Annotated in this window: 27 protein-coding genes; 22 read left to right on the top strand and 5 right to left on the bottom strand. The window is 72.3% G+C overall.

What is annotated here, in order from left to right:
- Window positions 1–26: 26 nt before the first annotated feature.
- From O7604_RS10120 to O7604_RS10110, 3 genes are all read left to right on the top strand, one after another.
- Complete coding sequence (locus O7604_RS10120; RefSeq protein WP_269703465.1) at window positions 27–1,250, top strand: histidine kinase; 1,224 nt, start codon at window positions 27–29, stop codon at window positions 1,248–1,250.
- A complete protein-coding gene (locus tag O7604_RS10115; protein ID WP_269703464.1) occupies window positions 1,247–2,014 on the top strand; it encodes a LytTR family DNA-binding domain-containing protein in 768 nt (255 codons plus the stop codon). The genes O7604_RS10120 and O7604_RS10115 overlap by 4 nt, the downstream gene beginning before the upstream one ends.
- 66 nt (window positions 2,015–2,080) lie before the next feature.
- On the top strand, window positions 2,081–2,743 hold the full coding sequence (locus O7604_RS10110) for a DUF5701 family protein (protein ID WP_269703463.1): 663 nt from the start codon (window positions 2,081–2,083) through the stop codon (window positions 2,741–2,743).
- Window positions 2,744–2,765: 22 nt separating this feature from the next.
- Here the strand turns inward: O7604_RS10110 and O7604_RS10105 are convergent, their stop codons facing one another.
- Window positions 2,766–3,317, bottom strand: a complete 552-nt coding sequence (locus O7604_RS10105) for a Uma2 family endonuclease (RefSeq protein ID WP_269703462.1) — start codon at window positions 3,315–3,317, stop codon at window positions 2,766–2,768.
- A 169-nt stretch (window positions 3,318–3,486) separates the two neighbouring features.
- Between O7604_RS10105 and O7604_RS10100 the strand changes: the two genes are divergently transcribed.
- Together O7604_RS10100 and O7604_RS10095 are read left to right on the top strand one after the other, a co-directional pair.
- Window positions 3,487–3,894, top strand: a complete 408-nt coding sequence (locus tag O7604_RS10100; RefSeq protein WP_269703460.1) for a hypothetical protein — start codon at window positions 3,487–3,489, stop codon at window positions 3,892–3,894.
- Window positions 3,894–5,534: a cation acetate symporter gene (locus O7604_RS10095; RefSeq protein WP_269703458.1), complete on the top strand. Its 1,641-nt coding sequence runs from the start codon at window positions 3,894–3,896 to the stop codon at window positions 5,532–5,534. The genes O7604_RS10100 and O7604_RS10095 overlap by 1 nt, the downstream gene beginning before the upstream one ends.
- A gap of 44 nt (window positions 5,535–5,578) precedes the next feature.
- Here the strand turns inward: O7604_RS10095 and O7604_RS10090 are convergent, their stop codons facing one another.
- A complete protein-coding gene (locus O7604_RS10090) occupies window positions 5,579–6,436 on the bottom strand; it encodes a hypothetical protein (protein WP_269703457.1) in 858 nt (285 codons plus the stop codon).
- Complete coding sequence (locus O7604_RS10085; RefSeq protein ID WP_269703455.1) at window positions 6,429–6,929, bottom strand: SigE family RNA polymerase sigma factor; 501 nt, start codon at window positions 6,927–6,929, stop codon at window positions 6,429–6,431. The genes O7604_RS10090 and O7604_RS10085 overlap by 8 nt, the downstream gene beginning before the upstream one ends.
- Window positions 6,930–7,080: 151 nt before the next feature.
- On the opposite strand from O7604_RS10085, the gene O7604_RS10080 reads away from it, so the two are divergent.
- The 3 genes from O7604_RS10080 to O7604_RS10070 are packed head-to-tail and all read left to right on the top strand — an operon-like array spanning window position 7,081 to window position 10,015.
- The gene (locus O7604_RS10080) at window positions 7,081–7,845 is read left to right on the top strand and encodes an ABC transporter ATP-binding protein (RefSeq protein WP_269703454.1); all 765 of its coding nucleotides are present in this window, start codon (window positions 7,081–7,083) and stop codon (window positions 7,843–7,845) included.
- Window positions 7,830–9,524, top strand: coding sequence for an ABC transporter permease (locus O7604_RS10075; RefSeq protein WP_269703453.1), 1,695 nt, complete (start codon window positions 7,830–7,832; stop codon window positions 9,522–9,524). Before O7604_RS10080 ends, O7604_RS10075 begins: the two co-directional genes overlap by 16 nt.
- The gene (locus O7604_RS10070) at window positions 9,524–10,015 is read left to right on the top strand and encodes an SRPBCC family protein (RefSeq protein ID WP_269703452.1); all 492 of its coding nucleotides are present in this window, start codon (window positions 9,524–9,526) and stop codon (window positions 10,013–10,015) included. The genes O7604_RS10075 and O7604_RS10070 overlap by 1 nt, the downstream gene beginning before the upstream one ends.
- A gap of 21 nt (window positions 10,016–10,036) precedes the next feature.
- Here the strand turns inward: O7604_RS10070 and O7604_RS10065 are convergent, their stop codons facing one another.
- Window positions 10,037–10,294 carry a hypothetical protein gene (locus tag O7604_RS10065; protein ID WP_269703451.1) on the bottom strand — a complete coding sequence of 86 codons (258 nt, stop codon included), beginning with the start codon at window positions 10,292–10,294 and terminating at the stop codon, window positions 10,037–10,039.
- Between O7604_RS10065 and O7604_RS10060 the strand changes: the two genes are divergently transcribed.
- The 12 genes from O7604_RS10060 (at window position 10,293) to O7604_RS10005 (ending at window position 22,195) form a co-directional block, all read left to right on the top strand.
- The gene (locus O7604_RS10060) at window positions 10,293–10,880 is read left to right on the top strand and encodes a flavin reductase family protein (protein ID WP_332367309.1); all 588 of its coding nucleotides are present in this window, start codon (window positions 10,293–10,295) and stop codon (window positions 10,878–10,880) included. The two genes, O7604_RS10065 and O7604_RS10060, sit on opposite strands and share 2 nt — an antisense overlap.
- Before the next feature lie 237 nt (window positions 10,881–11,117).
- Window positions 11,118–11,486: a DUF485 domain-containing protein gene (locus tag O7604_RS10055; protein WP_269703448.1), complete on the top strand. Its 369-nt coding sequence runs from the start codon at window positions 11,118–11,120 to the stop codon at window positions 11,484–11,486.
- On the top strand, window positions 11,464–13,137 hold the full coding sequence (locus O7604_RS10050) for a cation acetate symporter (RefSeq protein ID WP_269703447.1): 1,674 nt from the start codon (window positions 11,464–11,466) through the stop codon (window positions 13,135–13,137). The genes O7604_RS10055 and O7604_RS10050 overlap by 23 nt, the downstream gene beginning before the upstream one ends.
- Before the next feature lie 67 nt (window positions 13,138–13,204).
- A complete protein-coding gene (locus O7604_RS10045; protein WP_269703445.1) occupies window positions 13,205–14,182 on the top strand; it encodes an NAD-dependent epimerase/dehydratase family protein in 978 nt (325 codons plus the stop codon).
- 74 nt (window positions 14,183–14,256) lie between these two features.
- Window positions 14,257–15,504, top strand: a complete 1,248-nt coding sequence (locus O7604_RS10040) for an LCP family protein (RefSeq protein WP_269703444.1) — start codon at window positions 14,257–14,259, stop codon at window positions 15,502–15,504.
- A gap of 203 nt (window positions 15,505–15,707) precedes the next feature.
- Window positions 15,708–16,922, top strand: coding sequence for an LCP family protein (locus O7604_RS10035; RefSeq protein ID WP_269703443.1), 1,215 nt, complete (start codon window positions 15,708–15,710; stop codon window positions 16,920–16,922).
- Between the two features lie 179 nt (window positions 16,923–17,101).
- Complete coding sequence (locus O7604_RS10030) at window positions 17,102–18,037, top strand: LCP family protein (RefSeq protein WP_269706964.1); 936 nt, start codon at window positions 17,102–17,104, stop codon at window positions 18,035–18,037.
- Between the two features lie 28 nt (window positions 18,038–18,065).
- Entirely contained in the window at window positions 18,066–18,401 is a 336-nt protein-coding gene (locus O7604_RS10025) for a rhodanese-like domain-containing protein (RefSeq protein WP_013289303.1), read from the top strand.
- A gap of 16 nt (window positions 18,402–18,417) precedes the next feature.
- A complete protein-coding gene (locus tag O7604_RS10020) occupies window positions 18,418–19,212 on the top strand; it encodes a glycerophosphodiester phosphodiesterase family protein (protein WP_269703441.1) in 795 nt (264 codons plus the stop codon).
- Between the two features lie 76 nt (window positions 19,213–19,288).
- A complete protein-coding gene (locus O7604_RS10015) occupies window positions 19,289–20,743 on the top strand; it encodes an ATP-binding protein (protein WP_269703440.1) in 1,455 nt (484 codons plus the stop codon).
- Between the two features lie 31 nt (window positions 20,744–20,774).
- A complete protein-coding gene (locus O7604_RS10010) occupies window positions 20,775–21,224 on the top strand; it encodes an ATP-binding protein (protein WP_269703438.1) in 450 nt (149 codons plus the stop codon).
- An 86-nt stretch (window positions 21,225–21,310) separates the two neighbouring features.
- Complete coding sequence (locus O7604_RS10005; RefSeq protein ID WP_281579493.1) at window positions 21,311–22,195, top strand: DUF5926 family protein; 885 nt, start codon at window positions 21,311–21,313, stop codon at window positions 22,193–22,195.
- A 10-nt stretch (window positions 22,196–22,205) separates the two neighbouring features.
- On the opposite strand, the gene O7604_RS10000 is transcribed toward O7604_RS10005, so the two are convergent.
- A complete protein-coding gene (locus O7604_RS10000; RefSeq protein ID WP_269703435.1) occupies window positions 22,206–23,420 on the bottom strand; it encodes an arginine deiminase in 1,215 nt (404 codons plus the stop codon).
- A gap of 162 nt (window positions 23,421–23,582) precedes the next feature.
- On the opposite strand from O7604_RS10000, the gene O7604_RS09995 reads away from it, so the two are divergent.
- On the top strand, window positions 23,583–24,320 hold the full coding sequence (locus O7604_RS09995) for a hypothetical protein (RefSeq protein ID WP_281579492.1): 738 nt from the start codon (window positions 23,583–23,585) through the stop codon (window positions 24,318–24,320).
- A 144-nt stretch (window positions 24,321–24,464) separates the two neighbouring features.
- Entirely contained in the window at window positions 24,465–24,914 is a 450-nt protein-coding gene (locus O7604_RS09990; RefSeq protein WP_281579491.1) for a hypothetical protein, read from the top strand.
- Window positions 24,915–24,928: the final 14 nt, after the last annotated feature.

Below are 24,928 nucleotides of genomic sequence, written 5' to 3'. Positions count from 1 at the left end.
GGGCCGGCACCCGGCAGGATCGCTGCGTGGGTGGCAACCTCTCCGCCGTCTTCGCCGTCGTCTCGCTCGTGACCGCGTTGGCGGCGGCGCTCTGGGCGGTGCTGCGGCTGCGTGGCCGACGGGGCATCGCCACGGCGACGCAGCGCGCCACGTACGAGGTGCTGCACACCGCCGGGCTCGCCGCCGAGCCGCTGCGCGCCGGGCTGACCGCCGCGGACGCGGCGAAGGCCGTACGCCATCTGCGGGCCCTGGTGGGCGCGGCCGGGCTGGCGCTGACGGACCGGGACACGCTGCTCGCCGTCGACGGGCAGGGCGCGCACCACGGCGATCAACTGGTCGCGGCGGCCCGGCGCGCGGTCGGCAGCGGGCGTTCCACCGTGCTGGGCGAGTCGGAGCTGCGCTGCGACCTGGTCGACTGCCCGGTCCGCGGCGCGGTGGTGGCGCCGCTGCGCGCGGACGGCCGGGTGGTCGGCGCGCTGGTGGCGGTGGCTGGCGAGCGGCCGGCCCCGGGTCTGGTGCAGGCCACGCTGGAGACCGCGCACTGGGCGGGTGACCAGCTCGCCCTGGCCGAGCTGGAGTCGTCGCGGGAACGGCTCGCCCGGGCCGAGGTACGCGCGCTGCGCGCCCAGATCAGCCCGCACTTCATCTACAACGCGCTGACCGCGATCGGCTCGTTCGTGCGCACCGACCCGGAACGGGCGCGGGAGCTGATCCTGGAGTTCGCCGAGTTCACCCGCTACTCGTTCCGGGCGCACGGCGAGTTCACCACGCTCGCCGAGGAGCTGCGCTCGATCGACCGCTACCTGACCATCGAGCGGGCGCGCTTCGGCGAGCGGCTCCAGGTGCGCCTCCAGATCGCACCCGAGGTGCTGCCGGTGACGTTGCCCTTCCTCTGCCTCCAGCCGCTCGTGGAGAACGCCGTCCGCCACGGGTTGTCCCGCAAGCCGGGCACCGGCATGGTGAGCATCGAGGCCCGGGACGCGGGCGCGGAGTGTCACATCACGGTGGAGGACGACGGAGTGGGGATGGATCCGACGACGCTTACCGCCGGCATCGCCGAGGTGTCCGGCGCGGCCGCCGACCCGGCCGACGACCCGGGGCAGCACGTCGGCCTCTCGAACGTCGACGAACGGCTCCGGTCGGTCTTCGGGGACGGGTTCGGCCTGGTCGTGGAGACGGGCCTGGGTTCGGGTACGAAGGTCAGCATGCGCGTGCCGAAGTTCCACCCCGGCGTCCGGGCGACGTCGTGACAGTCACCGGCACCGGATTCCTCCGGGTGCTGGCGGTGGACGACGAGCCGCCCGCCCTGGACGAGCTGGCGTACCACCTGCGCACCGATCCCCGGGTGGCCCGGCTGCACACGGCCGGGGACGCGACCGAGGCGCTGCGCGTGCTGCGCGACGACGACGTGGACGTGGTGTTCCTCGACATCCGGATGCCCGGGCTGGACGGCATGGAGCTGGCCCGCGTCCTGCGCCGCTTCGCCCGGCCCCCGGCGATCGTGTTCGTCACCGCGTACGACGACGGCGCGGTGGACGCGTTCGACCTGGGCGCCACCGACTACGTGCGCAAGCCGGTACGCGCCGAGCGGCTGGCCGAGTCGCTGCGCCGGGTGATCGGCTCCCGGGTGGTGCCGTCGCACCCGGCCGCGCTGGCCCGGGCGGAGGAGGACCCGAGCATTCCGATCGAGCTGGCCGGCACCACCCGGATGTTGCCCCGCTCGGCGGTGCGGTGGGTGGAGGCGCAGGGCGACTACGCGCGGCTGCACACCGCGGAGGGCTCGCACCTGGTCCGGGTCTCGCTCGCCACGCTGGCCGAGCGCTGGGCTGATGCCGGGTTCGTCCGGATCCACCGCTCGTACCTGGTGCAGCTGCGGCTCATCGCCGAGCTGCGGCTGGTCAACTCAGGTTACGTGGTGGTGATCGACGGATCGGAGCTGCCGGTGAGCCGCCGGCACACCCGGGAGCTGAAGGACAAGCTGGTGCGCGCCGCGAAGCAGGACTGGAGCCGCTGAGGGAGGGGCCACCGAAAACCCTGACGTACAATGTACGGCAGACCGTACGACAGGGTGGGGGACCGCATGTCCGACGACCGCTTCGACGCCGCTACCGAATTCGACCGCCAGCTCGACCGCCTCGTCCAGCTCGGCTACCCGGCGCTGGCCGGGCAGACCGAGGAGGAGTTCCGGGCGCTGCTCACCCCACTGCGCGACGCGGCGGTGACCGGTGCCGCCGAGCTGGCCGGCCCCACCGACGCGCGGGTGCCGTTCCTGCTGGTGACCACGCGGGAGCTGGTGCCGGTGCCGGAGCGGATCGCGCTCACCACGCTCGCCGGCAAGCGCAGGACCGGCGTCCTCGACCGGAACTTCCCCGTCGGCGACCTGCCCACCTTCGATCCGATCAAGGAGCTGGAGGTGCCCGCCGGGCCCGCGTACCTGCTCTTCGACGTGGACCGGGGCGAGGAGTACCGCAACGTGCCGCCGTCGGCCGCGCTGGAGGACATGACGACGAAGGACCGACTGCCGATCACCATCGACGAAGGACTGGCGTTCGTCACGCTGCACCCGGCGGCGCTGGCGAGCAACAGGTGCTTCTCGCTCGTCGGGTCACGCTGCGGCGACCGGCGGGTGCCCGCGCTCTGGATCAGCCAGGGCGCGCCGAAGCTCGGCTGGTGCTGGTTCGGCAACCCGCACACCTGGCTCGGCTCGGCGACAGCGAACCCGGTACGGGTGGGACTCGGCTGAAGCCGGGGCTGGGGCAGGGCGCTCAGAAGATTTCGGCGACCGGCAGGACGAGCGCGAACGGCTGGTCGGCGCGGTACACGTCGGCCGTGGACAGCACCGCGGCCTCGCGGTAGCGGCCGCCGACGTTCTCCAGCACCGTCAGGGTCTCCTTGCGCGGCTCGACGAGCCAGTAACGCGCGATGCCGGCCACGCCGTACTCGTGGCGTTTGAGGACCAGGTCACGACCGGCGTTGCCGGGCGAGACGACCTCGACCACGAGCAGCACGTCGGCCGGGGCGAGGGCCGGGCCACCCCGCTCCAGTGCCTCCTCGCGGGCGACGAAGACGTCCGGCACGAAGTAGGAGGAGCGCTTCGCGCTGACGCCGACGTCCTGCCCGACGAGCAGACCGGCCGGAGCCTGCCGGTCGAGGAGCCGGCGGAGACGGTTGGCGATCGCGCCGTGCCGGACGTCGGCGTGTGGGGACACGAGCAGGCTCCCGTCGAAGATCTCGTAGTCCTGGCCGTCCTCGGGGAGGTCCTGGAGGTCGTCCACAGTCCAGACGTCGCCGGTGCCGGGCCGTGCCGGGCTGGTCACTGTCACACCTCCTCTCTACCGGCTCACAGTGACACCCCGTTCGGTTGTCCACAACGACTCCGCGCCGTCCACCGGGTTTTCCACAGGCATGAAGCGTTATCCACAGGTTGTGCACAGGGCCTGAGACCGTGCTCTTGACAATCCCGCTGAGCGAACGAGACTCCCGGGGGTGACCGGAGCCGAGGAACAGCATCCACCGGGGCAGCCTGCGCCGCAGCGGACCCGGATCGTGCTGGCCGAGGTCTCCCGCTCCGGCAGCCCGGCCGACCGCACCCGCTCCGAGCTGACCCAGCAGACCCCGGTCGGCGAGACGCTCGTGCAGGGGCTGATGCGTGCCCAGCTCTCGCTCGCGCTGCGGCTCAGCCTGCTGGTGCTGGTCGCGCTCGGCGGTCTGCCGTGGCTGTTCGCCATCGCACCCACCGTCGGCCGGGTCACCGTGCTCGGGGTCAACCTGCCGTGGCTGCTGCTCGGTGTGGTGTCGTTCCCGTTCCTGATCGTGGTCGGCTGGGCGTACGTGCGCCTGGCCGAACGCAACGAGCAGGACTTCGTCGACCTGATCCGACGGCCGGAACGCTGATGTCCAACGGCTACGTGGTCCCGGCGATCGTCGCCGTCACCCTGGTCACCGTCGGCATCGGCTTCTACGGGCTGCGGCTGGCCCGCACGACCTCGGACTTCCTGGTCGCGTCCCGGGCGGTCAGCCCGACCTGGAACGCCGCCGCGATCGGTGGGGAGTACCTGTCGGCGGCGAGCTTCCTCGGCGTCGCCGGCCTGATCCTCAAGTACGGCGTGGACGTGCTCTGGTACCCGGTCGGGTTCGCAGCCGGATACCTCGCGCTGCTGCTGTTCGTGGCTGCGCCGCTGCGCCGCTCCGGCGCGTTCACGCTGCCCGACTTCTGCGAGGTACGGCTCGGCTCGCGCCGGCTGCGCACGCTCGCCACCGTCTTCGTGATCTTCATCGGCTGGCTCTACCTGGTGCCGCAGCTCCAGGGTGCCGGGCTGACGCTCGCCACGCTCACCGGCTCGCCGTACCCGCTCGGCGCACTGCTGGTCGCCGTGGTGGTGACCGCGAACGTGGCGCTGGGCGGCATGCGGGCGATCACGTTCGTGCAGGCGTTCCAGTACTGGCTGAAGCTCACCGCGCTCGCCGTACCCGCGATCTTCCTGGCGTTGCAGTGGCAGGCCGACGCCCGCCCCGCGGTGACCCCGCCCGACGGACCGACGTTCCGGACCGCGACCACCGTCGTGGTCGAGCACCGCGCGACGCTCACCCTGCCCGACGGCGACATCCGGGAGGTACGCCCCGGCGACCGCCTCGAGTTCGCCGCCGGTGACCCGGTGCCGGAGGTGTCCGGCGCGGCGACCGGCGCCACCGAATGGCTGCTGCCGGACACCGCCGGCGAGGACGACAGGGGACTGTTCGCCACGTACTCGCTGATCCTGGCCACGTTCCTCGGCACCATGGGCCTGCCGCACGTGCTGGTCCGCTTCTACACCAACCCCGACGGCGCCGCCGCCCGCCGCACCACGCTCGTGGTGTTGGCGCTCGTGGGCGTCTTCTACCTGCTGCCCACCGTCTACGGCGTGCTGGGCCGCATCTACACCCCGCAACTGCTGGTCAGCGGCCAGACCGACGCGGTGGTGGTGCTGCTGCCCGGGGCGGCGCTCGGCGACGGCACCACCGGACGGCTGCTCGCCGCCCTCGTCGCGGCCGGCGCGTTCGCGGCGTTCCTGTCCACCTCGTCCGGCCTGCTCACCAGCGTGGCCGGGGTGATCTCCACGGACGTGCTGGGCCGCGGATCGGTACGCGGCTTCCGGCTCGCCACGGTGATCGCCGGCGGCGTGCCGGCGGTGCTCTCCCTGAACGTCTCCGGGCTGGACGTGTCGCAGGTGGTCGGGCTGGCGTTCGCGGTGGCCGCGTCCAGCTTCTGCCCGCTGCTGGTGCTCGGCATCTGGTGGCGCGGCCTGACCGACCTGGGCGCCGCCGCCGGGGTGCTGGTCGGCGGCGGCGCGGCGGTCGGCGCGGTGCTGCTCACCGTGCTCGGCCCGCCGCTGACCGGGTGGCCGGCGACGCTCACCACGCAGCCGGCCGCGTGGACGGTGCCGCTGGCGTTCACCGTGATGGTGGTCGTGTCGATGGCGAGCCGGCGGCGGCTGCCCCGCGACGTCCGCGCCACCATGCTCCGTCTGCACACCCCGGAGTCGCTGCGCCTGTGAGGCGGGGCCCGCCCGCTCGGCCCCGCCGCACACCCGAGCACCCGTCAGCAGGTGTCCGTGCCGGCGCACAGCCGGTTCGCCACCGACCGGGCCAGCCGACGTGCCTCGGTGGGCGTGGTCTGGGAGTCGAGGCGTAGCTGCGCCACCAGATCGCCCTGCCGGACGAAGAGCCAGCGGCCGGGCTTCCCCCCGATGTCGCTGCCCACCAGCACCCCGTCGTCGCCACCGAGCGACTCGGCCATGATCGACAATGAGTCGTCCGGCTGCTCCATCTCGCAGCCCGCGACAAACTTGCGGAGATTCTTCATCACCGTGGTGGCGGAGGTGCCCGAGTGCCGGGTCACCCGCTGGGTCAGCCAGTCGGTGGGCGAGTCGAACGTCACCGACCGGGTGGCGATCTGCCCGTCGGCCAGCGTCGGCGACTCGTTCTTGCAGAAGAGGGTCACGGACTCCAGGGACCAGTCACCCTCCACCCCTTCCGTCTCGATCGTGAAGCCCGACGGGAGGTCGGCGAGCTGGAGCATCGCCGCCGCCGGAATCGTCCGGCTCGGCGCACGGCTGGTCGACCCGCCGCCGGTGCTGCCTACGGGCCGCCCGGTGGTGCGACTCGGTGTCGCCGCCCCGCTCGCGGACGGCTCGGCCGACGGCGTGGAACTCGGCGTGGGCGTGGGAGTCGGCGTGGTGGGCTCGACGGTCGCCGGGGGCACGGGTGGCGGCGCGACGTCCGGACGGGCCAGCGCCACACCCGACGCGACGACACCCACCGCGACCACCGTGGCCAGGCCGGCGGCGATCTGGGTACGCCGCGTCCGCTGCCGACCTCGGCGCCGCACCTGCTCGGTGGGTGGCCAGACGAGGTCATCGGTGTCCCGGTACAGGTCCGAGAAGATCGGATCAGGCATTGCGGATCTCCTCCGGCAGGGTCATGTCGAGCAGGGCGGCGAGGGCCTTGCGACCCCGGGAGAGGCGAGCCTTGACCGTGCCGCTGGGTACGCCGGTCTGCGCGGCGATCTCCGCGACCGACAGGTCGGCCAGGTGATAGAGGACGACGGCCTGCCGCTGGTCCGAGGAGAGCTGCCGCAGTGCGGCGACCAGAGCCACTGTGTTCTCCGAGGGGGGCCGCACCGGTGGTGGTGGCCCGTGCCTCCGGTAGGCGACGACGCTGTTGCGCACCTTGCGCCACCGGTTGACCAGCAGGCGGTGACCGACGGTACGGACCCACGCCTCCGGATCGTCGTACTCGCTGACCTGCGACCAGCGCTGCCAGGCCCGCGCGTACGCCTCCTGGGCGGCGTCCTGCGCCTCGGCCCGGTCACCGCCGAGCGCGTACAGCACCGTCACCACGCGTTGTCTGCTGCTCCGGTAGAACTCCTCGAACGCACTGTCCGCATCCATGTCTCTCCCCGCTGCCGTCCCTGGGACTGACACCCACCGACCCGGTCGTCGGTTGCAGGCCGTCGGCAATGCGACTCGTAGCTCTCAGGGATGATGCGAGATCATCCTGCCGTCCGAGCGGCCGTTCGCCGGGGCCCGATACGGTCGGACCATGACCGATCAGCAGCCGGCACTCTCCCTTCGTGGTCTGGCCAAGCGCTTCGACACCAAGGTCGCGGTGGCGGGCGTCGACCTCGCCGTGCCGACCGGCTCGTTCTACGGCCTGCTCGGACCGAACGGCGCGGGCAAGACCACCACCCTCTCCATGGCCGTCGGCCTGCTGCGGCCCGACGCCGGTGAGGCGCGGGTCCTCGGGTACGACGTCTGGGCCGACCCGGTACGCGCCAAGAGCCTGCTCGGCGTGATGCCGGACGGCGTACGCCTCTTCGACCGGCTGAGCGGGGCGGAGCTGCTGGCGTACCACGGTCTGCTGCGCGGTATGGACCCGGCGGTGGTCGACCAGCGGGCGGCGGAGCTGCTCGACGTGCTGGCGCTCTCCGACGCCGGCCGCACGCTCGTGGTCGACTACTCGGCGGGCATGAAGAAGAAGATCGGGCTGGCCTGCGCGCTGCTGCACGGTCCGCGCCTGCTGGTGCTGGACGAGCCGTTCGAGGCGGTCGACCCGGTCTCGGCGGCGCTGATCCGCGACATCCTGCACCGGTACGTCAGCGGCGGCGGCACGGTGATCTTCTCCAGCCACGTGATGGAGGTGGTCGAGCGGCTCTGCTCGCACGTGGCGATCCTGGCCGAGGGCCGGATCAAGCGGGTGGGCACGCTCACCGAGGTGCGCGGCGACCGGTCGCTCGAGGAGGTCTTCGTGGAGGTGGTCGGCGGCCGGACCGCCACCGGCGAGGAGCTGTCGTGGCTGTCCCGGTGACCGTCCCCGAGCGGCCCGCCCGGCGCGTGTCGCCGTGGCACTTCGTCCGTCTCAAGCTGCGGGTGCTCGGCAACAACTTCCGCGGCCAGAAGTGGCGGGTCGCGCTGTTCGTGCTCGGCCTGCTGTTGGGGCTCTGGTTCGCCGCCGTCGGGTTCTTCCTGCTGGCCGCGCCCGGGCTGGCCGGCGAGTCCCGGTACGCGCTGATGATCGCCGCCTTCGGCGGTGGCCTGCTCACGCTCGGCTGGCTGCTCCTGCCGCTCGTCTTCTTCGGCGTGGACGAGACGCTCGACCCGGCCCGGTTCGCGCTGCTGCCGCTGTCCCGCCGCACCCTGGTCACCGGCCTGCTCGCCGCCGCGCTGGTGAGCGTGCCGGCGCTGGCGACGGCGATCACGGCGGCCGGGCTGGTGGTCACCGCCGGCGCGCTCGGTGGATGGCCGGCCGCCCTCGTCGGCGTGGTCGGCGTGGTCGTCGGGCTGCTCGTCTGCCTGGCCGGCGCCCGCGCGCTGACGAGCGCGTTCGCGACGATGCTGCGCTCCCGCCGGGTCCGTGACCTGGCCGCCGTGCTGCTCGCGGTGCTGGCCGCACTGCTCGGGCCGTTGCAGTTGCTGGTGCTCGCCGCGGTACGGCAGACCGACTGGGACCGGCTGGACGGTGTGGCCCGGGTGGTCGGCTGGACGCCGTTCGGCGCACCGTGGACCGTCGGTGTGGACGTGGCCCAGGGCCGGGCCGGCGCCGCGGTGGTGAAGCTGCTGATCGCGGTCGCGACGCTCGGCGTACTCCTGTTCTGGTGGTCCCGGTCGCTGGAGACGGCGATGGTGGGCGCGGCGAGCAGCGGCCCCGCGCGGGCGCCACGCGGGGTGGCCGGCGGCGCGGTGACGCAGCTCTTCCCCCGCGCGGTGGGCTGGGCCCGGCGGGACCGGTTCGGCGCGATCGTCGCCCGGGAGTGCCGCTACTGGTGGCGGGACGCCCGTCGCCGGGCGAACCTGATCACCGTCGCCGTGGTCGGCGTGTTCGTGCCGCTGATGGTCAACCTGGGTGGCCCGGCGTTCCTGTCCGAGGGCGGTGCCGCGTTCGACCAGGCCACCGCCGACTCCTCACCGGCGATGGTCAGCCTCACCATGATCTTCGTCGGGGCGCTCGCGTCGTTGACGCTCGCCAACCAGTTCGGCTTCGACGGCAGCTCGTACGCCGCGAACGTGGTCGCCGGGGTGCCCGGGCGGGTGGAGCTGCGGGCCCGGATGGCCGCGTTCTCGATCTACGTGGTGCCGATGCTCCTCGTGATCGCGGTCGCCCTCGCCGTCGTCCTCGGCCGGCCCGCATGGCTCGGTGTCATGGGTGGCGCGTTGTTCGCCGCGTACGGCTGCGGGCTGGCGATCAACGCGTTCGTCTCCGTGCTCGGCGCGTACTCGCTGCCCGAGTCCAGCAACCCGTTCGCCCTGAACAGCGGCGCGGGCTTCACCAAGGGCCTGCTCACCCTGGTCTCCATGGTCGGCTCGGCGGTGGTGGCGGTGCCGTTCGTGCTGGCCGCCGCGCTGCTCGGCGACGTGTGGCTCTGGCTGGCGCTGCCGCTCGGCCTGGCGTACGGCGGGGGCGCGGCGCTGCTCGGCGCGTACATGGCCGGGGACACACTGGATCACCGGCAGCCGGAGCTGCTGGCGAACGTCACCCCGAGGCGCTGATGCCTGTCGTCGAGGCGGTCACCACCGTCCCCGTTCCCCCGGAGCTGGCGTTCGCCGTCTCCCAGACCACCGCACCGGTGCGGTACCGCTGGGACCCGTTCGTCCGTGAGCAGCACTTCGTCGACGGTGCGACGCGGCCCGGCCGGGGCGTACGCACCTTCACCCGGTCCCGGCACGGCCTGGTCATGGTGAGCGAGTACGTCTCCTGGTCGCCGCCGACGAACGTCGGCATGAAGATGGTGCGCGGACCGTGGTTCTTCGAACGGTTCGGCGGCGGCTGGCGCTTCGCGCCCGGTCCGGAGCCGGACACCACGATCGCGACGTGGCGGTACAACTTCCGCTGCCGGCCCGCGTTTCTGCGCCCGGTCGCCGAGCGGATCGGGGGGTGGTTGCTCGGGCGCGACATCCGGCGCCGGATCGCCGGGTACGCGGCCGGCTGCGCCGATCCGGAGGTGCTGGCCGCCGCCCGCCGGTTGCTCGCCGACGACTGATCCGCGCGTCCCGGCCCGCCGTCAGGCGGTGCGGCGCATCGCCGCGTAGACGTGGTGGCCGTCGCCGACGCTGGTCATGGTGACCAGCTCCCAACCGTAGTTGGACAGGTGCTCGACCGCTTCCATCAGCGGCTGGAACGCCCGGCGACCCCAGGTGTTGTTCGCCCGCACCAGCAGGTGCCGGTGTGGATAGGCGCGCAGGTCGACCTGGCCGCCGAGGACGGCGTCGGCGGCGACCACCCGTTCCTGGGCGAGCTGCTGCGGGGGGATGAGATTCATGCCCGGCAGGGTAGGGCGTTCCGTCGAACCTCGCCCGACGGCGGGCGGCACAATGTTTCACGTGAATCCAGATCCGGGCGCGCAGATCCACTCCACCGATCCGTTCGCGGCGCCGGCCGGGCAACGCTCGCCGGTGCGGCGGCTGCGCGGCCGGCTGGCCGCACCGGTGACGCTCTGGACCGCGCCCGGACCGGCCGGGCTGACCGTCTCGTCCACGCTCGTGGCCGAGGGCGAGCCGGACCGGCTGCTCGGCCTGATCGATCCGGAGTCGGACCTGTGGGCGGCGATCGAGGAGGCCGGACGGTTCGCGGTGGCCCCGCTGGGCCCGCAGCACCGCCAGCTCGCCGACCGCTTCGCCGGGCTGTTCCCGTCGCCCGGCGGCCTGTTCGCGCTCGACGCCTGGACCGAGACGCCGTACGGCCCGGTGCCGGCGGACGCCGGCGGGTGGGCGGGGTGCCGCCTGGACACCGCCCGCGAGTACGGCTGGGCCCTGCTGGTCGAGGCCACCATCGAGTCGGTGGCCCTACCTGCGGACACCCCTCCGTTGCTGCACTACCGCGGCCGCTACCACAACCTCCCCGGCTGACCCCTGCTCCGACGATCATGAAGTTGGCCGCATTCGGCGTCCGATTTGTCGCCGTCAACTTCATGATCAACGGGGTTGGGGTGACCGGTTAGCGGAGTGACGTGGGTCACTGGGCGCAGTGGGGGTGCCGTTCGGCGCAAGCGTCGACCGGCCCTCGGCGGAGCCTTCCCGGGCCGGGAGCGCCCTCTCTACCGTGCGCGAAACTCCCCCACGCCTTGCGAAGGTGGTGATCCACAGATGTCCACGGACACACCCGCGTCCGCACCCGCCGAGTCGGCGGCGGAACGGTACCTCGCCGTCCAGCGGTCGGACGAGTTCGCCGGGTTGCGTCGCGCGCTGCGCGGCTTCGTCTTCCCGATGACCGTCGCGTTCTTCCTGTGGTACGCGCTCTACGTCATCCTCTCCGCGTACGCGCGGGGATTCATGGGCACGAAGCTGATCGGCAACATCAACGTCGCCCTGGTCTTCGGCCTGCTCCAGTTCGTCTCCACGTTCGTCATCGCCTGGCTCTACTCCCGGTTCGCCAACCGCCGGATCGACCCGGTCGCCGACAAGATCCGTGACGAGATCGGGGAGGTGACCCATGAACACGGTCCTCGCGGCTGAGGCGGGCAGCACCACCGCCCGGAACCTCACCATCACGCTGTTCCTGGTCTTCGTGGCGATCACGCTGGCGATCACCGTCTGGGCCAGCCGGCAGACCAAGACCGCCACCGACTTCTACGCCGGCGGCCGGTCGTTCTCCGGTTTCCAGAACGGCATGGCGATCGGCGGCGACTACATGTCGGCGGCGTCCTTCCTGGGCATCGCCGGCATCATCGCGCTCTACGGCTACGACGGCTTCCTCTACTCGATCGGCTTCCTGGTCGCCTGGCTGGTGGCGCTGCTGCTGGTGGCCGAGCTGCTGCGCAACTCCGGCCGGTACACGATGGCGGACGTCCTGGCGTTCCGGATGCGGCAGCGGCCCGTCCGGACCGCGGCGGCGGTCTCCACCATCACCGTGTCGATCTTCTACCTGCTGGCCCAGATGGTCGGCGCCGGCGCGCTCGTCGCGCTGCTGCTCGGCATCAAGCCGGGCACCACCTTCCTCGGCATGGACGCCGACACCGCCAAGGTCGCCACCATCATCCTGGTCGGCGCCCTGATGATCATCTACGTGACGGTCGGTGGCATGAAGGGCACCACCTACGTGCAGATCGTCAAGGCGTTCCTGCTGATGGGCGGCGCGCTGGTGATGACGCTGCTGGTGCTCGCCAAGTACAAGTTCAACCTGTCCTCGCTGCTCGGCGACGCGGCCAGCGCCTCCGGCAAGGGAGCGGCGTTCCTCGAACCCGGGCTGCGCTACGGCGTGGAGACACCCGGCGACGCGCTGAAGACGTTCTACAGCAAGATGGACCTGCTCTCGCTGGGCATCGCGCTGGTCCTCGGCACGGCCGGCCTGCCGCACATCCTGATCCGCTTCTACACCGTGCCGACCGCGCGGGCGGCCCGTAAGAGCGTGCTCTGGGCGATCGGCATCATCGGCTCGTTCTACCTGCTCACCCTGGCGCTCGGCTTCGGCGCGGCGGCCATCGTCGGCGGGCAGGCGATCACCGAGCAGGACAAGGCCGGCAACACGGCGGCGCCACAGCTGGCCGAGGCGCTGGGCGTGGACTTCCTCGGCGGGAACCTGGGCGGCGCGACACTGCTGGCGATCATCGCGGCGGTCGCGTTCGCCACGATCCTCGCCGTGGTCGCCGGGTTGACGTTGGCGTCGTCGTCGAGCCTGGCGCACGACTTCTACGCCAACGTGATGAAGAAGGGTGAGGCGTCGGAGCGGCAGGAGGTGAACGTCGCCCGGATCTCCGCGCTGGTGATCGGCGCGGTCTCGATCGTCCTGTCGATCTTCGCGCAGAACCTGAACGTGGCGTTCCTGGTCGCGCTGGCGTTCGCGGTCGCCGCCTCGGGCAACCTGCCGGCGATCCTCTACAGCCTGTTCTGGAAGCGGTTCAACACCTCGGGCGCGGTCTGGGCGATCTACGGCGGCCTGCTCGCCGCCGTGGTGCTCGTCTTCTTCTCGCCGGTCGTCTCCGGCGCGCCGACGGCGATGTTCCCCGACCACGACTGGCAGTGGTTCCCGCTGTCGAACCCGGGCATCATCTCGATCCCGTTCGGCTTCCTGTGCGGCTGGCTCGGCACGATCCTGTCCAAGGAGAGCGACGAGGAGAAGTACGCGGAGCTGGAGGTGCGCTCGCTCACCGGAGCCGGCGCGCACTGATCACCACGCTCGACCGGGGCCCCTGCCTTGCGCGGGGGCCCCGCCTCGCGTGTATAGGCTGACCGCCATGAAGGTCGCTCCCCGCTTCGGTACCGGACACCGCATCCTCGTCACCGGCGGCGCCGGTTTCGTCCCGTCCCACCTGGTCGACCGGCTCGTCGAGCGCGGTTGCACGGTCGTGGTGCTGGACAACTTCGTCACCGGGTCCAAGGACAACGTGGCCCACCTGCTGGACAAGCCGACCTTCACGCTCGTCGAGGCGGACATCTCCGACGGCCTGCCGCAGCACCCGGCGATGGCCGAGCGGTTCGACGCGATCCTGCACATGGCGTCCCCGGCCAGCCCCACCGACTTCGAGAAGCTGCCGGTGGAGATCCTCCGGGTCGGCTCGGTGGCCACGCTGGCGCTGCTGGAGCGGGCCACCGACGACGGCGCGCGGTTCCTGATGGCCTCCACGTCCGAGGCGTACGGGGACCCGAAGGAGCACCCGCAGCGCGAGACGTACTGGGGCAACGTCAACCCGATCGGCATCCGGAGCGTCTACGACGAGGCGAAGCGCTTCTCCGAGGCGGCCACCATGGCGTACCACCGCAGCCGGGGCACCGACACCGCGATCGTGCGGATCTTCAACACGTACGGCCCGCGGATGCGCCCGGACGACGGCCGGGCCATCCCGACGTTCATCTCCCAGGCGCTGCGCGGCGAGCCGATCACGGTGCACGGCACCGGCAACCAGACCCGCTCGATCTGCTACGTCGACGATCTGGTGCGCGGCATCCTGCTGCTGCTCGACTCGACCCAGACCGGGCCGATCAACTGCGGCACCGAGCACGAGATGTCGATGCGACAACTCGCCGAGACGATCGTGTCACTCACCGGAAGCACGTCCGAGGTGAGCTACATCACGCGTGCTTCCGATGACCCGGAGATGCGGCGCCCGGACCTGACCCTCGCCCGCGAACTGCTGGGATACGAGCCGAGCGTCACGCCCGAAGACGGCCTCCGGCGCACGATCGAGTACTTCCGCGGGCGTCTCGGGTACTGAACCCGCCGGGGACGCGGCTGACATCGGCGCGCGTACGAGGGCGTCGGTGGCCCGGCCGACCTACCCTCGGTTACATGTCAGCGACCTCGTCTGCCGGCGCCCCGATCCCCCGACACCTCAGCCGGGGCGCGGGCCGCGCCTCGGTTCCCGGCTCCGACCGGGCCGCCACCGGGCGCGCCCGCCCCTCGGAAGCCAGGTGGTACCCCGCACACGACGAGGCGCCCCGCTCCGGCGGTCCCGGCGGCCCGGCCGGCCCGATCGGTCCCGGTGGCCCGGGTGGCGGTGGGCCGGGCGGGTCCGGGCGGCGTGGACCTCGGCCGCGCTGGGGGCGCATCGGCCTGGTGGCCGGGGTGGCGGTGCTGGTGCTGGCGCTGCTCGGCGGCCTCGGCGCCTGGTTCTACGCCCGCAACCTGGACGACGACCTGGCCCGCACCGACCCGTTCGCCGGGATCACCGGGGGACGGCCGGCCAAGCAGGTCGACGGCGCGTTCAACATCCTTCTCGTCGGCAGCGACTCGCGCGATCCGGACGCCCCTGTCGACGGCTCCGGCAAGTGGCGCGCGGACACCGTGATCGTCATGCACATCCCGTCCGACCACAAGAGCGCCTACCTGGTGTCGGTGCCGCGTGACCTGTACGTGCCGATCCCGGAGAGCGCCGGCGCGTCCTGTGACTCCGGGTCACGCAACAAGATCAACGCGGCGTTCGCGTTCGGCGGCCTGCCGCTCGCGGTGAAGACCGTGGAGTGCTTCACCGACGTACGGATCGACCACGTCATGGCCATCGACTTCGGCGGTTTCAAGGAGGTCACCGACGCCCTGGGCGGGGTCGACCTCAAGGTGGAGCGGACCATCACCTCGATCCACAAGCCGTACCGGACGTTCACCAAGGGCGTGAACCACATGAACGGCGCCGAGGCGCTGGACTGGGTCCGGCAGCGCAAGCAGTTCCCGGACGGCGACTTCGCCCGGATGCGGCACCAGCAGGAGTTCCTGAAGGCGCTGATGGACAAGGCGGCCAGCACCGGGACGCTGACCAACCCGAAGAAGCTGAACGACTTCCTCAAGGCGGTGACCGCCGCCGTCACGGTCGACCAGGGATTCTCGTTGACCGACATGGCAGTGCAGTTCCGCAGCCTGCGGGGCGACAACCTGACGTTCGTCACCAGCCCGCACCTGGGCGGCCAGACCATCGACGGCCAGTCGGTGGTGGTCTCCGACCGGGAGAAGGCGCTGGCGATGTACAAGGCGATCGCCGCGGACCGGATGGCCGAGTGGATGCAGGCCAACAAGAAGGGTTCGGGCGACAACGCGGGCGGCTGACGCCGGCACGACACGACCGGTACCGCGCGTTAGAGCCTCGCCACCACGGAGGCCAACCGCCGACCGGCTCCTTACCCCTGCCCGTTCGGCCACAACCCGGGAACGGTGGCCGGTATTGACGGGAATTGCGAGCCTACGAGGTCGCGAGAACGGGAACAGATACGTAAAGTGGTCCCGCCCCCGATCACCGAGCTGGAGCACGCATGTCGGTCCAGACCAGCCGTCGCCCGCAGTCACCGGCACCCGGATCATCCGGGCGGGTCCCTCCGGTCATCCCCACACAGCCTGGTTCCGGCGGTCGCGGTCCCGGCGGTGGCAAGAAGAAGCGCACCAAGCGCAAGGACCCGCTCTGGGCGAAGCTCACGCTCGTGCTCGGCGCCGTGCTGATGGTGACCAGTGGCGTCGCGATCGTCGGCAGCAAGGCGGTCATCGGCCAGGCCACGGACAACATCGCCCAGCGCAACCTGCTCGGCGGGGCGGGCAAGAGCGAGGCCGAGGGCGGCAACAGCCTCGAAGGCCCGATCGACATGCTGCTGCTCGGTGTGGACGCCCGCGAGCGCTGGGCCGCCGACGACGTCCGGTCGGACACGATCATCATCCTGCACATCCCGGCCAGCCACGACCAGGCGTACCTGATCTCGATCCCCCGGGACACCGAGGCGCGTATCCCGGCGTTCGAGAAGAGCGGTTACAAGGGCGGCACCGACAAGATCAACGCGGCCTTCTTCCACGGCGCCCAGAACGGCGGCGGCTGGGAGGGCGGCGCGCAGCTGATGGCCAAGACGATCAAGTCGATGACCGGGATCGGCTTCGACGGCGCCGCGATCATCAACTTCGGCGGCTTCAAGAGCGTGATCGACGCGCTCGGCTCGGTGCGGATCTGCGTGAGCCACGAGGTCAAGTCGCACCACATGTCGTACGTCGACGGCAAGCCGATGTGGAACGCCGACGCGAAGAAGACCGGCAAGCCGTACAAGGCAGTGGTGCACAAGAAGGGCTGCCGGGAGATGGAGGGCTGGGAGGCGCTCGACTACTCCCGCCAGCGCTACGGCCTGCCGAACAGCGACTACGACAGGCAGCAGAACCAGCAGCAGCTGATCAAGGCGATGGCCAAGAAGGCCACCGAGGGCGGCATGCTGACCAACCCGCTGAAGCTGAACTCGCTGATGAAGGCAGCGGGCAAGGCGTTCGTCCTGGACACCGGCGGCGTGCCGATCGCCAACTTCATCTTCACGCTCAAGAACCTCAACGGGAACGACCTGGTCACCCTGCGGACCAACGGCGGCACCTTCGCGGGCAACGACAACGGCCGGGAGACGTTCAACGAGACGACGATGGACATGTTCAAGGCGGTCAAGAACGACAAGCTGGCCGACTTCGTGGTGAACAACCCGGACGTCCTCTCCACCCGGAAATGACCCGCTGACCTGCGCGAAAGCGGTAACGGTCGGCCGATCCCCCCGTAGCCTGACGTGAGCGGGTCTCATGTCGCGGCTACGGGGGGATCGTCACGTCCAGGCCAGCACGGAACCGACGCGGGCGGGGTGGACCCGCCCGCTGGGCCCGGTTCCTGCTCGGCACCGGCCTCGTGCTGGTCCTGCTCGCCACGCTCGGCGTCGCCGGGCTGCACTGGCTCACCTCGCGCTACGACAGCACCGTCGCCAAGGAGCAACTGCTCGACCCGGCCGCCCGGAAGAAGCGGACAGACCTGGACGGCGCGCTCAACTACCTGTTGATCGGCTCGGACCACCGGCCCGGCGCGAACCCGGAGGACCAGCGCTCCGACAGCATCCTGATCGTGCACGTACCGGCCGGGATGCGGCAGGCGTACCTGATCTCCGTACCGCGCGACCTGCTGGTGGCGCTCCCCCCGGCGCCAGGCTTCCCCGGCGGCCAGGACAAGGTCAACGCCGCGTACGAGCACGGCGGCGGCGGCGAGGGCGGCGCGCGGCTGCTCAGCGCCACCCTGAGCCGGCTCACCGGGGTCCGCTTCGACGGCGCCGCGCTCGTCGACTTCTCCGGCTTCAAGCAGGTGATCGACCAGCTCGGCGGCATCCGGATGTGCGTGGACACGCCGGTGCGCTCGATCCACACCCGGCATCAGTTCGACACCGGCTGCCAGCAGATGGACGGCGCGCGGACGCTCGACTACGTGCGACAGCGCTACGACCTGCCCGGCGGCGACTTCGACAGGCAGCGGCACCAGCAGCAGATGCTGCGGGCGATGCTCGACCGGGCGGGCGAGACGCGACTGCGCAGCGACCCGGTCAAGCTGGACCGGGTGCTGCGCGCGGCAGGCGGGGCGCTGACTGTCGACACCAACGGCGTACCCCTGGACGAGCTGCTGTTCGCGCTGCGCGGCCTGCCCGCGGACGCCCTGCGCGGGGTCCAGGTGCCTTCCTACCCGCAGACCATCGACGGCGTCTCGTACGTGGTCCTGGACAACGGCGGCGGCGGGCTGTTCACCGCGCTGCGCGACACGCGCGTGCCGGAATGGGCCGGCGCCAACCCGCGCTGGGTCAACCGGCTGTGAGCGGCGTGTGCGACTAGGCTTGGTCACCGTGTTCGGAGCCTCACTACCCAGCGTCCCCGCGTCGGCCGTGCCCGACGACGTCTACCTGCTCGACGTCCGCGAGGACGACGAGTGGGCCGCCGGCCACGCGCCGGCCGCCCACCACCTGCCGATGACCGAGCTGCCCGCCCGGATCGCCGAGATCCCGCAGGACCGCGACGTGGCGGTGATCTGCCGCTCCGGCGGCCGGTCCGCCCAGGTGGTCGGTTACCTCATGCGCAACGGCTGGGACCAGGTCCGCAACGTCGACGGCGGGATGGGCGACTGGGCCGCCGCCGGCCGTCCGGTGGTCACCGACGACGGGCAGCCGGGCCGGGTCGCCTGAGCCGGGTGACGCGGCCATGACCGTCCCCCTGGTCTTCGCCCACCGCGGCGCCTCGTACGACCTGCCGGAGCACACGCTCGCCGCCTACCTGCGCGCTCTCGACGAGGGCGCGGACGGGCTGGAGTGCGACGTCCGGCTGACCCGCGACGGGCATCTGGTCTGCGTGCACGACCGTCGGCTGGACCGCACCAGCAACGGCCGTGGGCTGGTCAGCGCGCGGACGCTCGCCGAGCTGGAGGCGCTGGACTTCGGCTCCTGGCACCGCGCCGCGACGCTCGCCGAGGACGACGCGCCGCTGGACGAGTCGCACACCCGGCTGCTCACGCTGGAGCGGCTGCTCGACGCGGTGCTGGGCGCCGGGCGGCCGGTCCGGCTGCTGATCGAGACCAAGCACCCGTCCCGCTACCGGGGCGAGGTCGAGCGCCGCCTGGTCGAGATGCTGCGCCGGTACGGGCTGGCCGAGCCCCGCCCGGACCATCCGGTCCAGGTGACGGTGATGTCGTTCTCGCCGCTCGCCGTACGCCGGATCCGGGAACTCGCCCCGGCCCTGCCCACGGTGCTGCTGCTGGAGGTGCTGCCGCGCCTCCTGCTGCCGCTGGGCCGGCTGCCGTTCGGCACCCGGATCGCCGGCCCCGGCGTGGACCTGGTCCGGGCCCGCCCGCGCCTGGTGCCCGCGCTGCGCGCCGCCGGCAACGCGGTGTACGTCTGGACCGTCAACGAGCCGGAGGATCTGGAACTCGTGCTGGAAGCGGGCGTGGACGGGGTGATCACGGACCGGCCGGCCCACGCGTTGGCCCGGTTGGGCCGGTGAGTCCCGTCGATCGGTACCGGGAACGGTCGACCGGCCGGGGGTGTCCCGGACGCGGACGGCGCGGCACACTCGGGACATGCCGGAGCGAACCGACTACCCCGCCTTCATCGCCGGCCACACCGCAGTGATCAACATGATCAACTCGGGCGAGTCCGGTCTCGCCGTGCTCACCCGCCTGCTCCGCGAGGTCGAACCGGCGGTCGGCGCGGCCGGCCTGGTCTTCGTGGAGTTCACCCCGGCCGGGGGCCGGGTGATCGCGGCGACCGGCAGAGCCGAGTTCGTGCTGGGCCGTCCGCTGCCCCCCAGCGACCCGGCCACCGTCTGCCTGCTCGCCGGTCCGCCGGTGCGGGAGGTCCGGGTCGACGCGATCCCCGGCGCGCTCGCCGACGAGGTCGTCGGCCGTGGCCTCTGCCGGATGATCGTGGCGCGCGCCGAGATCGGCGGGCTCACCGTCGGCAGCCTGCACGCGCTCTACCCGCTCGATGAGCCGCCGCAGCCGGCGCAACGCGCCGTCATCGGCTACGTCGCCGCGTGCATCGCCCACATGTACGGCGATCAGACCGGCCTGCCCGTACACGGGGACGGCCCGGTGGTGGCGGCGCTCGCCGACGGACTGGCGGTGGTGGACCGGGACGGGCGGGTCCGGCTCTGGAACCCGGCCGCGGTCGAGGTGACCGGCCGGCCCGCGGACGAGGCGCTGAGCCGTCCGCTGCCGTTCCCGCTGCCGCCTCCCGGCCAGGTGCTCGACCACCGGCTGCCGGACGGCCGCTGGCTGCGGATCACCTCCGGCGAACTGCCCGGCCCGAACGCGCTGCGGGTGGTCAGCTTCCGCGACACCACCGACCAGCAGCGCCGCGACCACGACCGCGATCTGTTCGTCGCGGTGACCAGCCACGAGCTGCGCACCCCGGTCACCGTGATCAAGGGGTACGCGGACACGCTCACCGACCACTGGGACTCGCTGAGCGACAGCGACCGGAGGCAGGCCGCCCGGATCATCGGCCAACGGGCGAACGAACTGGCCCGCCTGGTCGACCGGCTGCTGACCGCCGCCACCGAGAACCGTCCCGGCGGCGAGCCGGCCGCGCCCTTCGACCTGGTCGACGCGCTGCGCGCGGCGGTCGCCGACCTGCCGGCGGACGTCCGGCACCGGGTCGCCCTCGACCTGCCCACCGACCTGCCCAAGGCGCTCGGCGACCGGCACAGCCTCGCCACGGTGCTCACCGAACTGGGCACCAACGCCGGAAAGTACTCGCTGCCGGACACGCCGATCGAGATCACCGCCGAGGCGAACGAACGGACCGTCTCGTTCCGGGTGGCCGACCGGGGCATCGGCATCCGTCCGGAACACGTCGAGCGGGCCTTCGACCGGTTCTGGCAGGGGGAGTCCGGCGACCGCCGGCGCTACCCCGGCGCCGGACTCGGTCTCTATCTCGTCCGCCAGATCGTTGAACAGCAGAACGGATGGGTATCCCTCCGGCCCAGAGCCGGTGGCGGTACGGTCGCAGAGGTGCGGCTGCCCCGGGGTTGACCGGGGCGCTCACGGGCGGGAAAGGAACGACGTGTCGACTGGTTCGGCCGAACGGTCGTGGTGCGTGGTGGTGCCCCACGACCCCACCGGCGCGCGTCTGGCCCGGCACCGGCTCGCCGACGAGCTGACCGGTGTCGTACCCCCGGTCCTGCTGGCCGACCTGGTCGCGGTCCTCGCCGAACTGGTGGGCAACGCGGTCCGGCACGCCGACGCCCTGCCCGGCGGCGTGGTGCGGGTCGCCTGGCGGTTGCACCCGACCGGGCAGGGGCCGAGCGTCGAGCTCCGGGTCACCGACGGCGGATCCGGTGCCGGCCCGTGCATGCGTACCGCCGCGCCGGACGCCGCCGACGGGCGCGGACTGCACATCGTCGCCGGGCTCGCCAGCGGCTGGGGCGTGGAGCGCGACGGCCTGGGCCAGAGCGTGTGGGCCCGGTTCGACCCGGTCCCGGCGCACCGGCCGGACCTGGTCACCGCCGGCTGACCGACGCGGCGGGCGGGTCCGGCCCCCGCCGCCGAGGCCCGGCATCTAGGCTGTCTCGCCATGGGCGAGCGGAGCGGAGCGGGCGCATGAGCAAGCGTCGGAAGAACCAGCGGGCCGGCGAGGCCACCCCGAAGCGGGAGAAGGTGCGCGACGTCTTCGTCCCCCGGCCGTTCGAGGGCCTGGCCGACGAGCCGGAGTGGATCGCCCTGCGCGAGCTGGTCCCGGCCGCGTCCGCGCCGCTGCGGCTGACCCCGGAGCTGATCGAGGAGTACGGCGACCGCCCGGTCACGCTGGCCACCGTGCTGCCGATGGCCGCCCCGGCGATGACCAAGCCGGACGGCCGGGTCTTCATCGGCCTGCAGCGGCACCAGCAGTCCGGCGACGTCTCCCGTGACCTGGCCGACGCGCTGATCTCCGCGCTGCGGACCGAGCCGGGCGGCCAGGTGAGCGTGCCGCCGCTGCCCGGGCCGGGCCCCCGCCTCCAGGACATCCTGGTGGACGGCCCGCTGGAGATCACCATGCACGACGGGTTCGACTTCTGGCTGGACCCGGGCGCCGCCGACGACCCGAACGTGCAGGCGTCCCTGGAGCGGGCCAACTCGGCGATCTACCCGACCGTGAAGCTGGCCGCCGCGCGGGCCGCGTACTGGTGCCAGGTGCCGGAGAAGGCCCACGTGCGCCTGGTCCTGCCGGAGGACGAGGACACCGCGCTGGACGCGCTGTCCCGCCTCGCCGCGGCCGGGGCCCTGACGCTCGGCGACGACACGAAGTTCGCGGGCATGTTCCGGGCGCACGGACGGCTGGCGCCGGTCTGGGACCTGCCGGAGGACACCCCGGCCGCCGACTGGGAGGCGCCGGTGGCGGAGTTCGCCAAGCGCTACGCCGAGGCGGTCGCGGACAAGGAGCCGCTCGACGCCGCCGGCCGCCGGGCCCGCCAGGGTCTGCTCGGCCGCCAGCTGACGCTGCGCTGACGTCTCCGGGTCAGGCGGCCCCGCCCTTCTCCCGCACCAGCGGGCAGGACATGCAGCGCGGGCCGCCCCGCCCGGACCCCAGCTCGGACCCGGCAATCGCGATCACCTCGATGCCCGCCCGCTCCAGGTGCGCGTTCGTCTCCACGTTGCGCTCGTAGCCCACGCACAGCCGGGGCGCGATCGCGAGCGTGTTGTTGCCGTCGTCCCACTGCTCGCGTTCGGCGGTGACCGGGTCGAGGCCGGTGTCGATCACCCGGAGCTGGTCGATGTCCATCGCGTCGGCGGCGGCCCGCAGGAACGGCGCCGGGCCGTCGACCCGCAGGTCGTCGCCGTCCGCGCCGGCGATGACCGTGTACGCGGACAGCTCGTGGGCGACGTTCGGGTACATCAGCACGGCGTCGACGTCGACCATCGTGCAGATCGTGTCCAGGTGCATGGTGGCGCGTTCCTGCGCGATCGGCACCACCAGGATGGTGTGTGCCAGGCCGGCCGCGAACACCTGCCGGGCCAGCCGTTCCGCGCCGGCCGGGGTGGTGCGTTCGCCGACGCCGACGGCGAGCACCCCCGGGGCGAGCAGCAGCACGTCGCCGCCCTCCAGGTGCTCCAGCCGGGGGTGGTAGACGAACTCGGTGCCGACGAAGCGCGGGTGGTAGCGGTAGATCGCGTCGGTGAGCGTGGTCTCCCGCCGCCGGGCCGGCATGGCCAGGCTGGTCACGCCGACCCGGTCGCCGATCCAGACCGACGAGTCCCGGGTGAACAGCAGGTTGGGCAGCGGGTCGATGACGAAGTCGTGCCGGTCCATCAGCGTCCAGACCAGACCGCCGGGCCGGTCCGCGCCGATGCGCAGTTCCTCGTGGGCGAGCCCGGCGGTGAGCACGTCGGCCAGCCCGGCCGGGTCGAGGTACGTCAGATGGTCGGCGACCCGGCGCCGCAGGGTGTGGCCGAGCCGGCGGGACCGCAGCACCTGCTCGGTCAGCTCGGCCCGGGCGTCCGCCACGGCGAGCGTCTCGACCAGCAGGTCGGCCAGGTAGAGCACCTCCACCCCGCGGGAGCGCAGCGCCGCCGCGAACGCGTCGTGCTCCTCCTGCGCGCGTCCCACCCATGGGATAGCGTCGAACAGGAGACTGTCGTTGTTGCGTGGGGTGAGGCGGGCCAGTTCCGGTCCCGGGCGGTGCAGCAGTACCGTCCCGAGTCGGGCGACTTCGCTGTCCACATAGTGGGTCACCTCCGCAGCCTAGGGCAGGCTTGCGCACCATCCGGAAAAGAAGTGTGAATGAATATGGCATTCATCCGCACTCACTCCGGCGGTCCAACTTGCCGAGCCCCCGGGGGCGCAACGTAGGGTAGTGGAGACATAACTTCGAGAGACCTTTTGCCGGAGGTCGCGATGACTGTCTTTCCCGCTCGCCAGGCCGTACCGAGCAGGGCACTGCCGCCCCGCACGGTGCCGCACTCCCGGGTCGAGGCCACTTCGGTGCTCGAGCCGGCCCGACCGACTCCATTGGAGTGGGCCCGGCGTCGCCGGGCGGAGCGGGGGGCCCGCCGGTTGGAAGCAGCAGGGGCCCGCGCCCTGGGCCAACTCGACCACCTCGGTCCCGCCTGGCACGTCATCGAGTGGCCCCGGACGGATCCCGCCGACATGCTGTTCGACCGCGTCCGGGACGACCGGGCCGGTTTCCTGGCGATCGGCCCGAGCGGTCTGTTCGCCGTCACCATCGCCGACCACGGCCGCGCCCGCGTGCTCGTCGCCGGAGACGTGGTGCAGATCAACGGCAAGCGCCCGCCGTACGTGGCGGAGGCGCGCCGGGACGCCAAGCGGGCCAGCAAGGCGCTCTCCGACGCGGTCGGCCTGCCGATCCCGGTCAGCCCGGTGCTGACGTTCGTCGGCTCCGGGGTGATCAGCGTCTACGGCCTGCCGAAGGACTGCCTCATGGCCACCCACCGCGAGCTGGATCGCCTGCTCGTGGCCGGCGGGAACCGGATCAGCCCGGCCACCGCCGAGAAGCTCTCCCGCGTCGCCCAGGCGCCGGCCACGTGGTTCAACGGCACGTACCGTCCAACCGCCGACTACCGGTGGTATGACGAGGGCCGAACGGCCGCTGACAAGCGGGCCGCCCGCCGGTAACGTCTCCGGCGACGCCACGCGGCCCACGGCACCGCCCCCGACTGGTTCCGTCGGTCCGCGCCGTCGCCGGCCGCCCGGCAGCCGATGCTTCCGCCGCACCGACCGGCTAGCGTGGACAGACCGTCGGTGTACATAGGAGGCGCGGTGGCCCACGTCGAACTCTCACTCTCGGAAGTGTTCGCGCCCGCGGCATCCACCGAGCAGGAGTCCGACAACTTCGGGCAGTGGTCCGGCATGGTCTCCCGGGCCGCCGAACCGTGCCTGCTGATCGACGCCGGCACCACTGTCGTGGCGATCTCCTCGTCCGGCTGCGACCTGCTCTGCCTGGGCGCTCCGGACGACGTGATCGGTCTGCCGCTGCTGGAGGGCGGCCTGCGCCTGGTCGACTTCACGGCGAGCCCCAGCGAGCTGACCGAGCAGGAGACCGACAAGATCCCGCCGTTGCTGGCGCTGCACTCCGGGCGGCTCGCCCGCGGCCTGCTGCGGGTGCAGGGGCCCGGCTCCGACGCCGGCCGGACGGTCGACGCCATCTCCACGCCGGTGCTCACCGACGGCGCGGTGGCCGGCTCGCTCACCTTCCTCTCCGCCGTCTGACCCGGCGCGCTTCA

This window comes from Micromonospora sp. WMMA1947 (assembly GCF_027497355.1).
Taxonomy (GTDB): domain Bacteria; phylum Actinomycetota; class Actinomycetes; order Mycobacteriales; family Micromonosporaceae; genus Micromonospora.
Note: the sequence above shows the minus strand (reverse complement) of the source record. Positions and strands in the feature narration are given on the sequence as shown.

Bases quoted from the DNA above. Each gene is read 5' to 3' on its own strand.
- O7604_RS10020 (WP_269703441.1), top strand. From the start codon at position 18,418: ATGACCGTCCCCCTGGTCTTCGCCCACCGCGGCGCCTCGTACGACCTG.
- O7604_RS10065 (WP_269703451.1), bottom strand. From the start codon at position 10,294: ATGAATCTCATCCCCCCGCAGCAGCTCGCCCAGGAACGGGTGGTCGCC.
- O7604_RS10080 (WP_269703454.1), top strand. From the start codon at position 7,081: ATGACCGATCAGCAGCCGGCACTCTCCCTTCGTGGTCTGGCCAAGCGC.
- O7604_RS10090 (WP_269703457.1), bottom strand. From the start codon at position 6,436: ATGCCTGATCCGATCTTCTCGGACCTGTACCGGGACACCGATGACCTC.
- O7604_RS10015 (WP_269703440.1), top strand. From the start codon at position 19,289: ATGCCGGAGCGAACCGACTACCCCGCCTTCATCGCCGGCCACACCGCA.
- O7604_RS10055 (WP_269703448.1), top strand. From the start codon at position 11,118: ATGTCCACGGACACACCCGCGTCCGCACCCGCCGAGTCGGCGGCGGAA.
- O7604_RS10095 (WP_269703458.1), top strand. From the start codon at position 3,894: ATGTCCAACGGCTACGTGGTCCCGGCGATCGTCGCCGTCACCCTGGTC.
- O7604_RS10085 (WP_269703455.1), bottom strand. From the start codon at position 6,929: ATGGATGCGGACAGTGCGTTCGAGGAGTTCTACCGGAGCAGCAGACAA.
- O7604_RS10110 (WP_269703463.1), top strand. From the start codon at position 2,081: ATGTCCGACGACCGCTTCGACGCCGCTACCGAATTCGACCGCCAGCTC.
- O7604_RS10035 (WP_269703443.1), top strand. From the start codon at position 15,708: ATGTCGGTCCAGACCAGCCGTCGCCCGCAGTCACCGGCACCCGGATCA.
- O7604_RS10005 (WP_281579493.1), top strand. From the start codon at position 21,311: ATGAGCAAGCGTCGGAAGAACCAGCGGGCCGGCGAGGCCACCCCGAAG.
- O7604_RS10045 (WP_269703445.1), top strand. From the start codon at position 13,205: ATGAAGGTCGCTCCCCGCTTCGGTACCGGACACCGCATCCTCGTCACC.
- O7604_RS10060 (WP_332367309.1), top strand. From the start codon at position 10,293: ATGCCCGGCAGGGTAGGGCGTTCCGTCGAACCTCGCCCGACGGCGGGC.
- O7604_RS10070 (WP_269703452.1), top strand. From the start codon at position 9,524: ATGCCTGTCGTCGAGGCGGTCACCACCGTCCCCGTTCCCCCGGAGCTG.
- O7604_RS10040 (WP_269703444.1), top strand. From the start codon at position 14,257: ATGTCAGCGACCTCGTCTGCCGGCGCCCCGATCCCCCGACACCTCAGC.
- O7604_RS09995 (WP_281579492.1), top strand. From the start codon at position 23,583: ATGACTGTCTTTCCCGCTCGCCAGGCCGTACCGAGCAGGGCACTGCCG.
- O7604_RS10050 (WP_269703447.1), top strand. From the start codon at position 11,464: ATGAACACGGTCCTCGCGGCTGAGGCGGGCAGCACCACCGCCCGGAAC.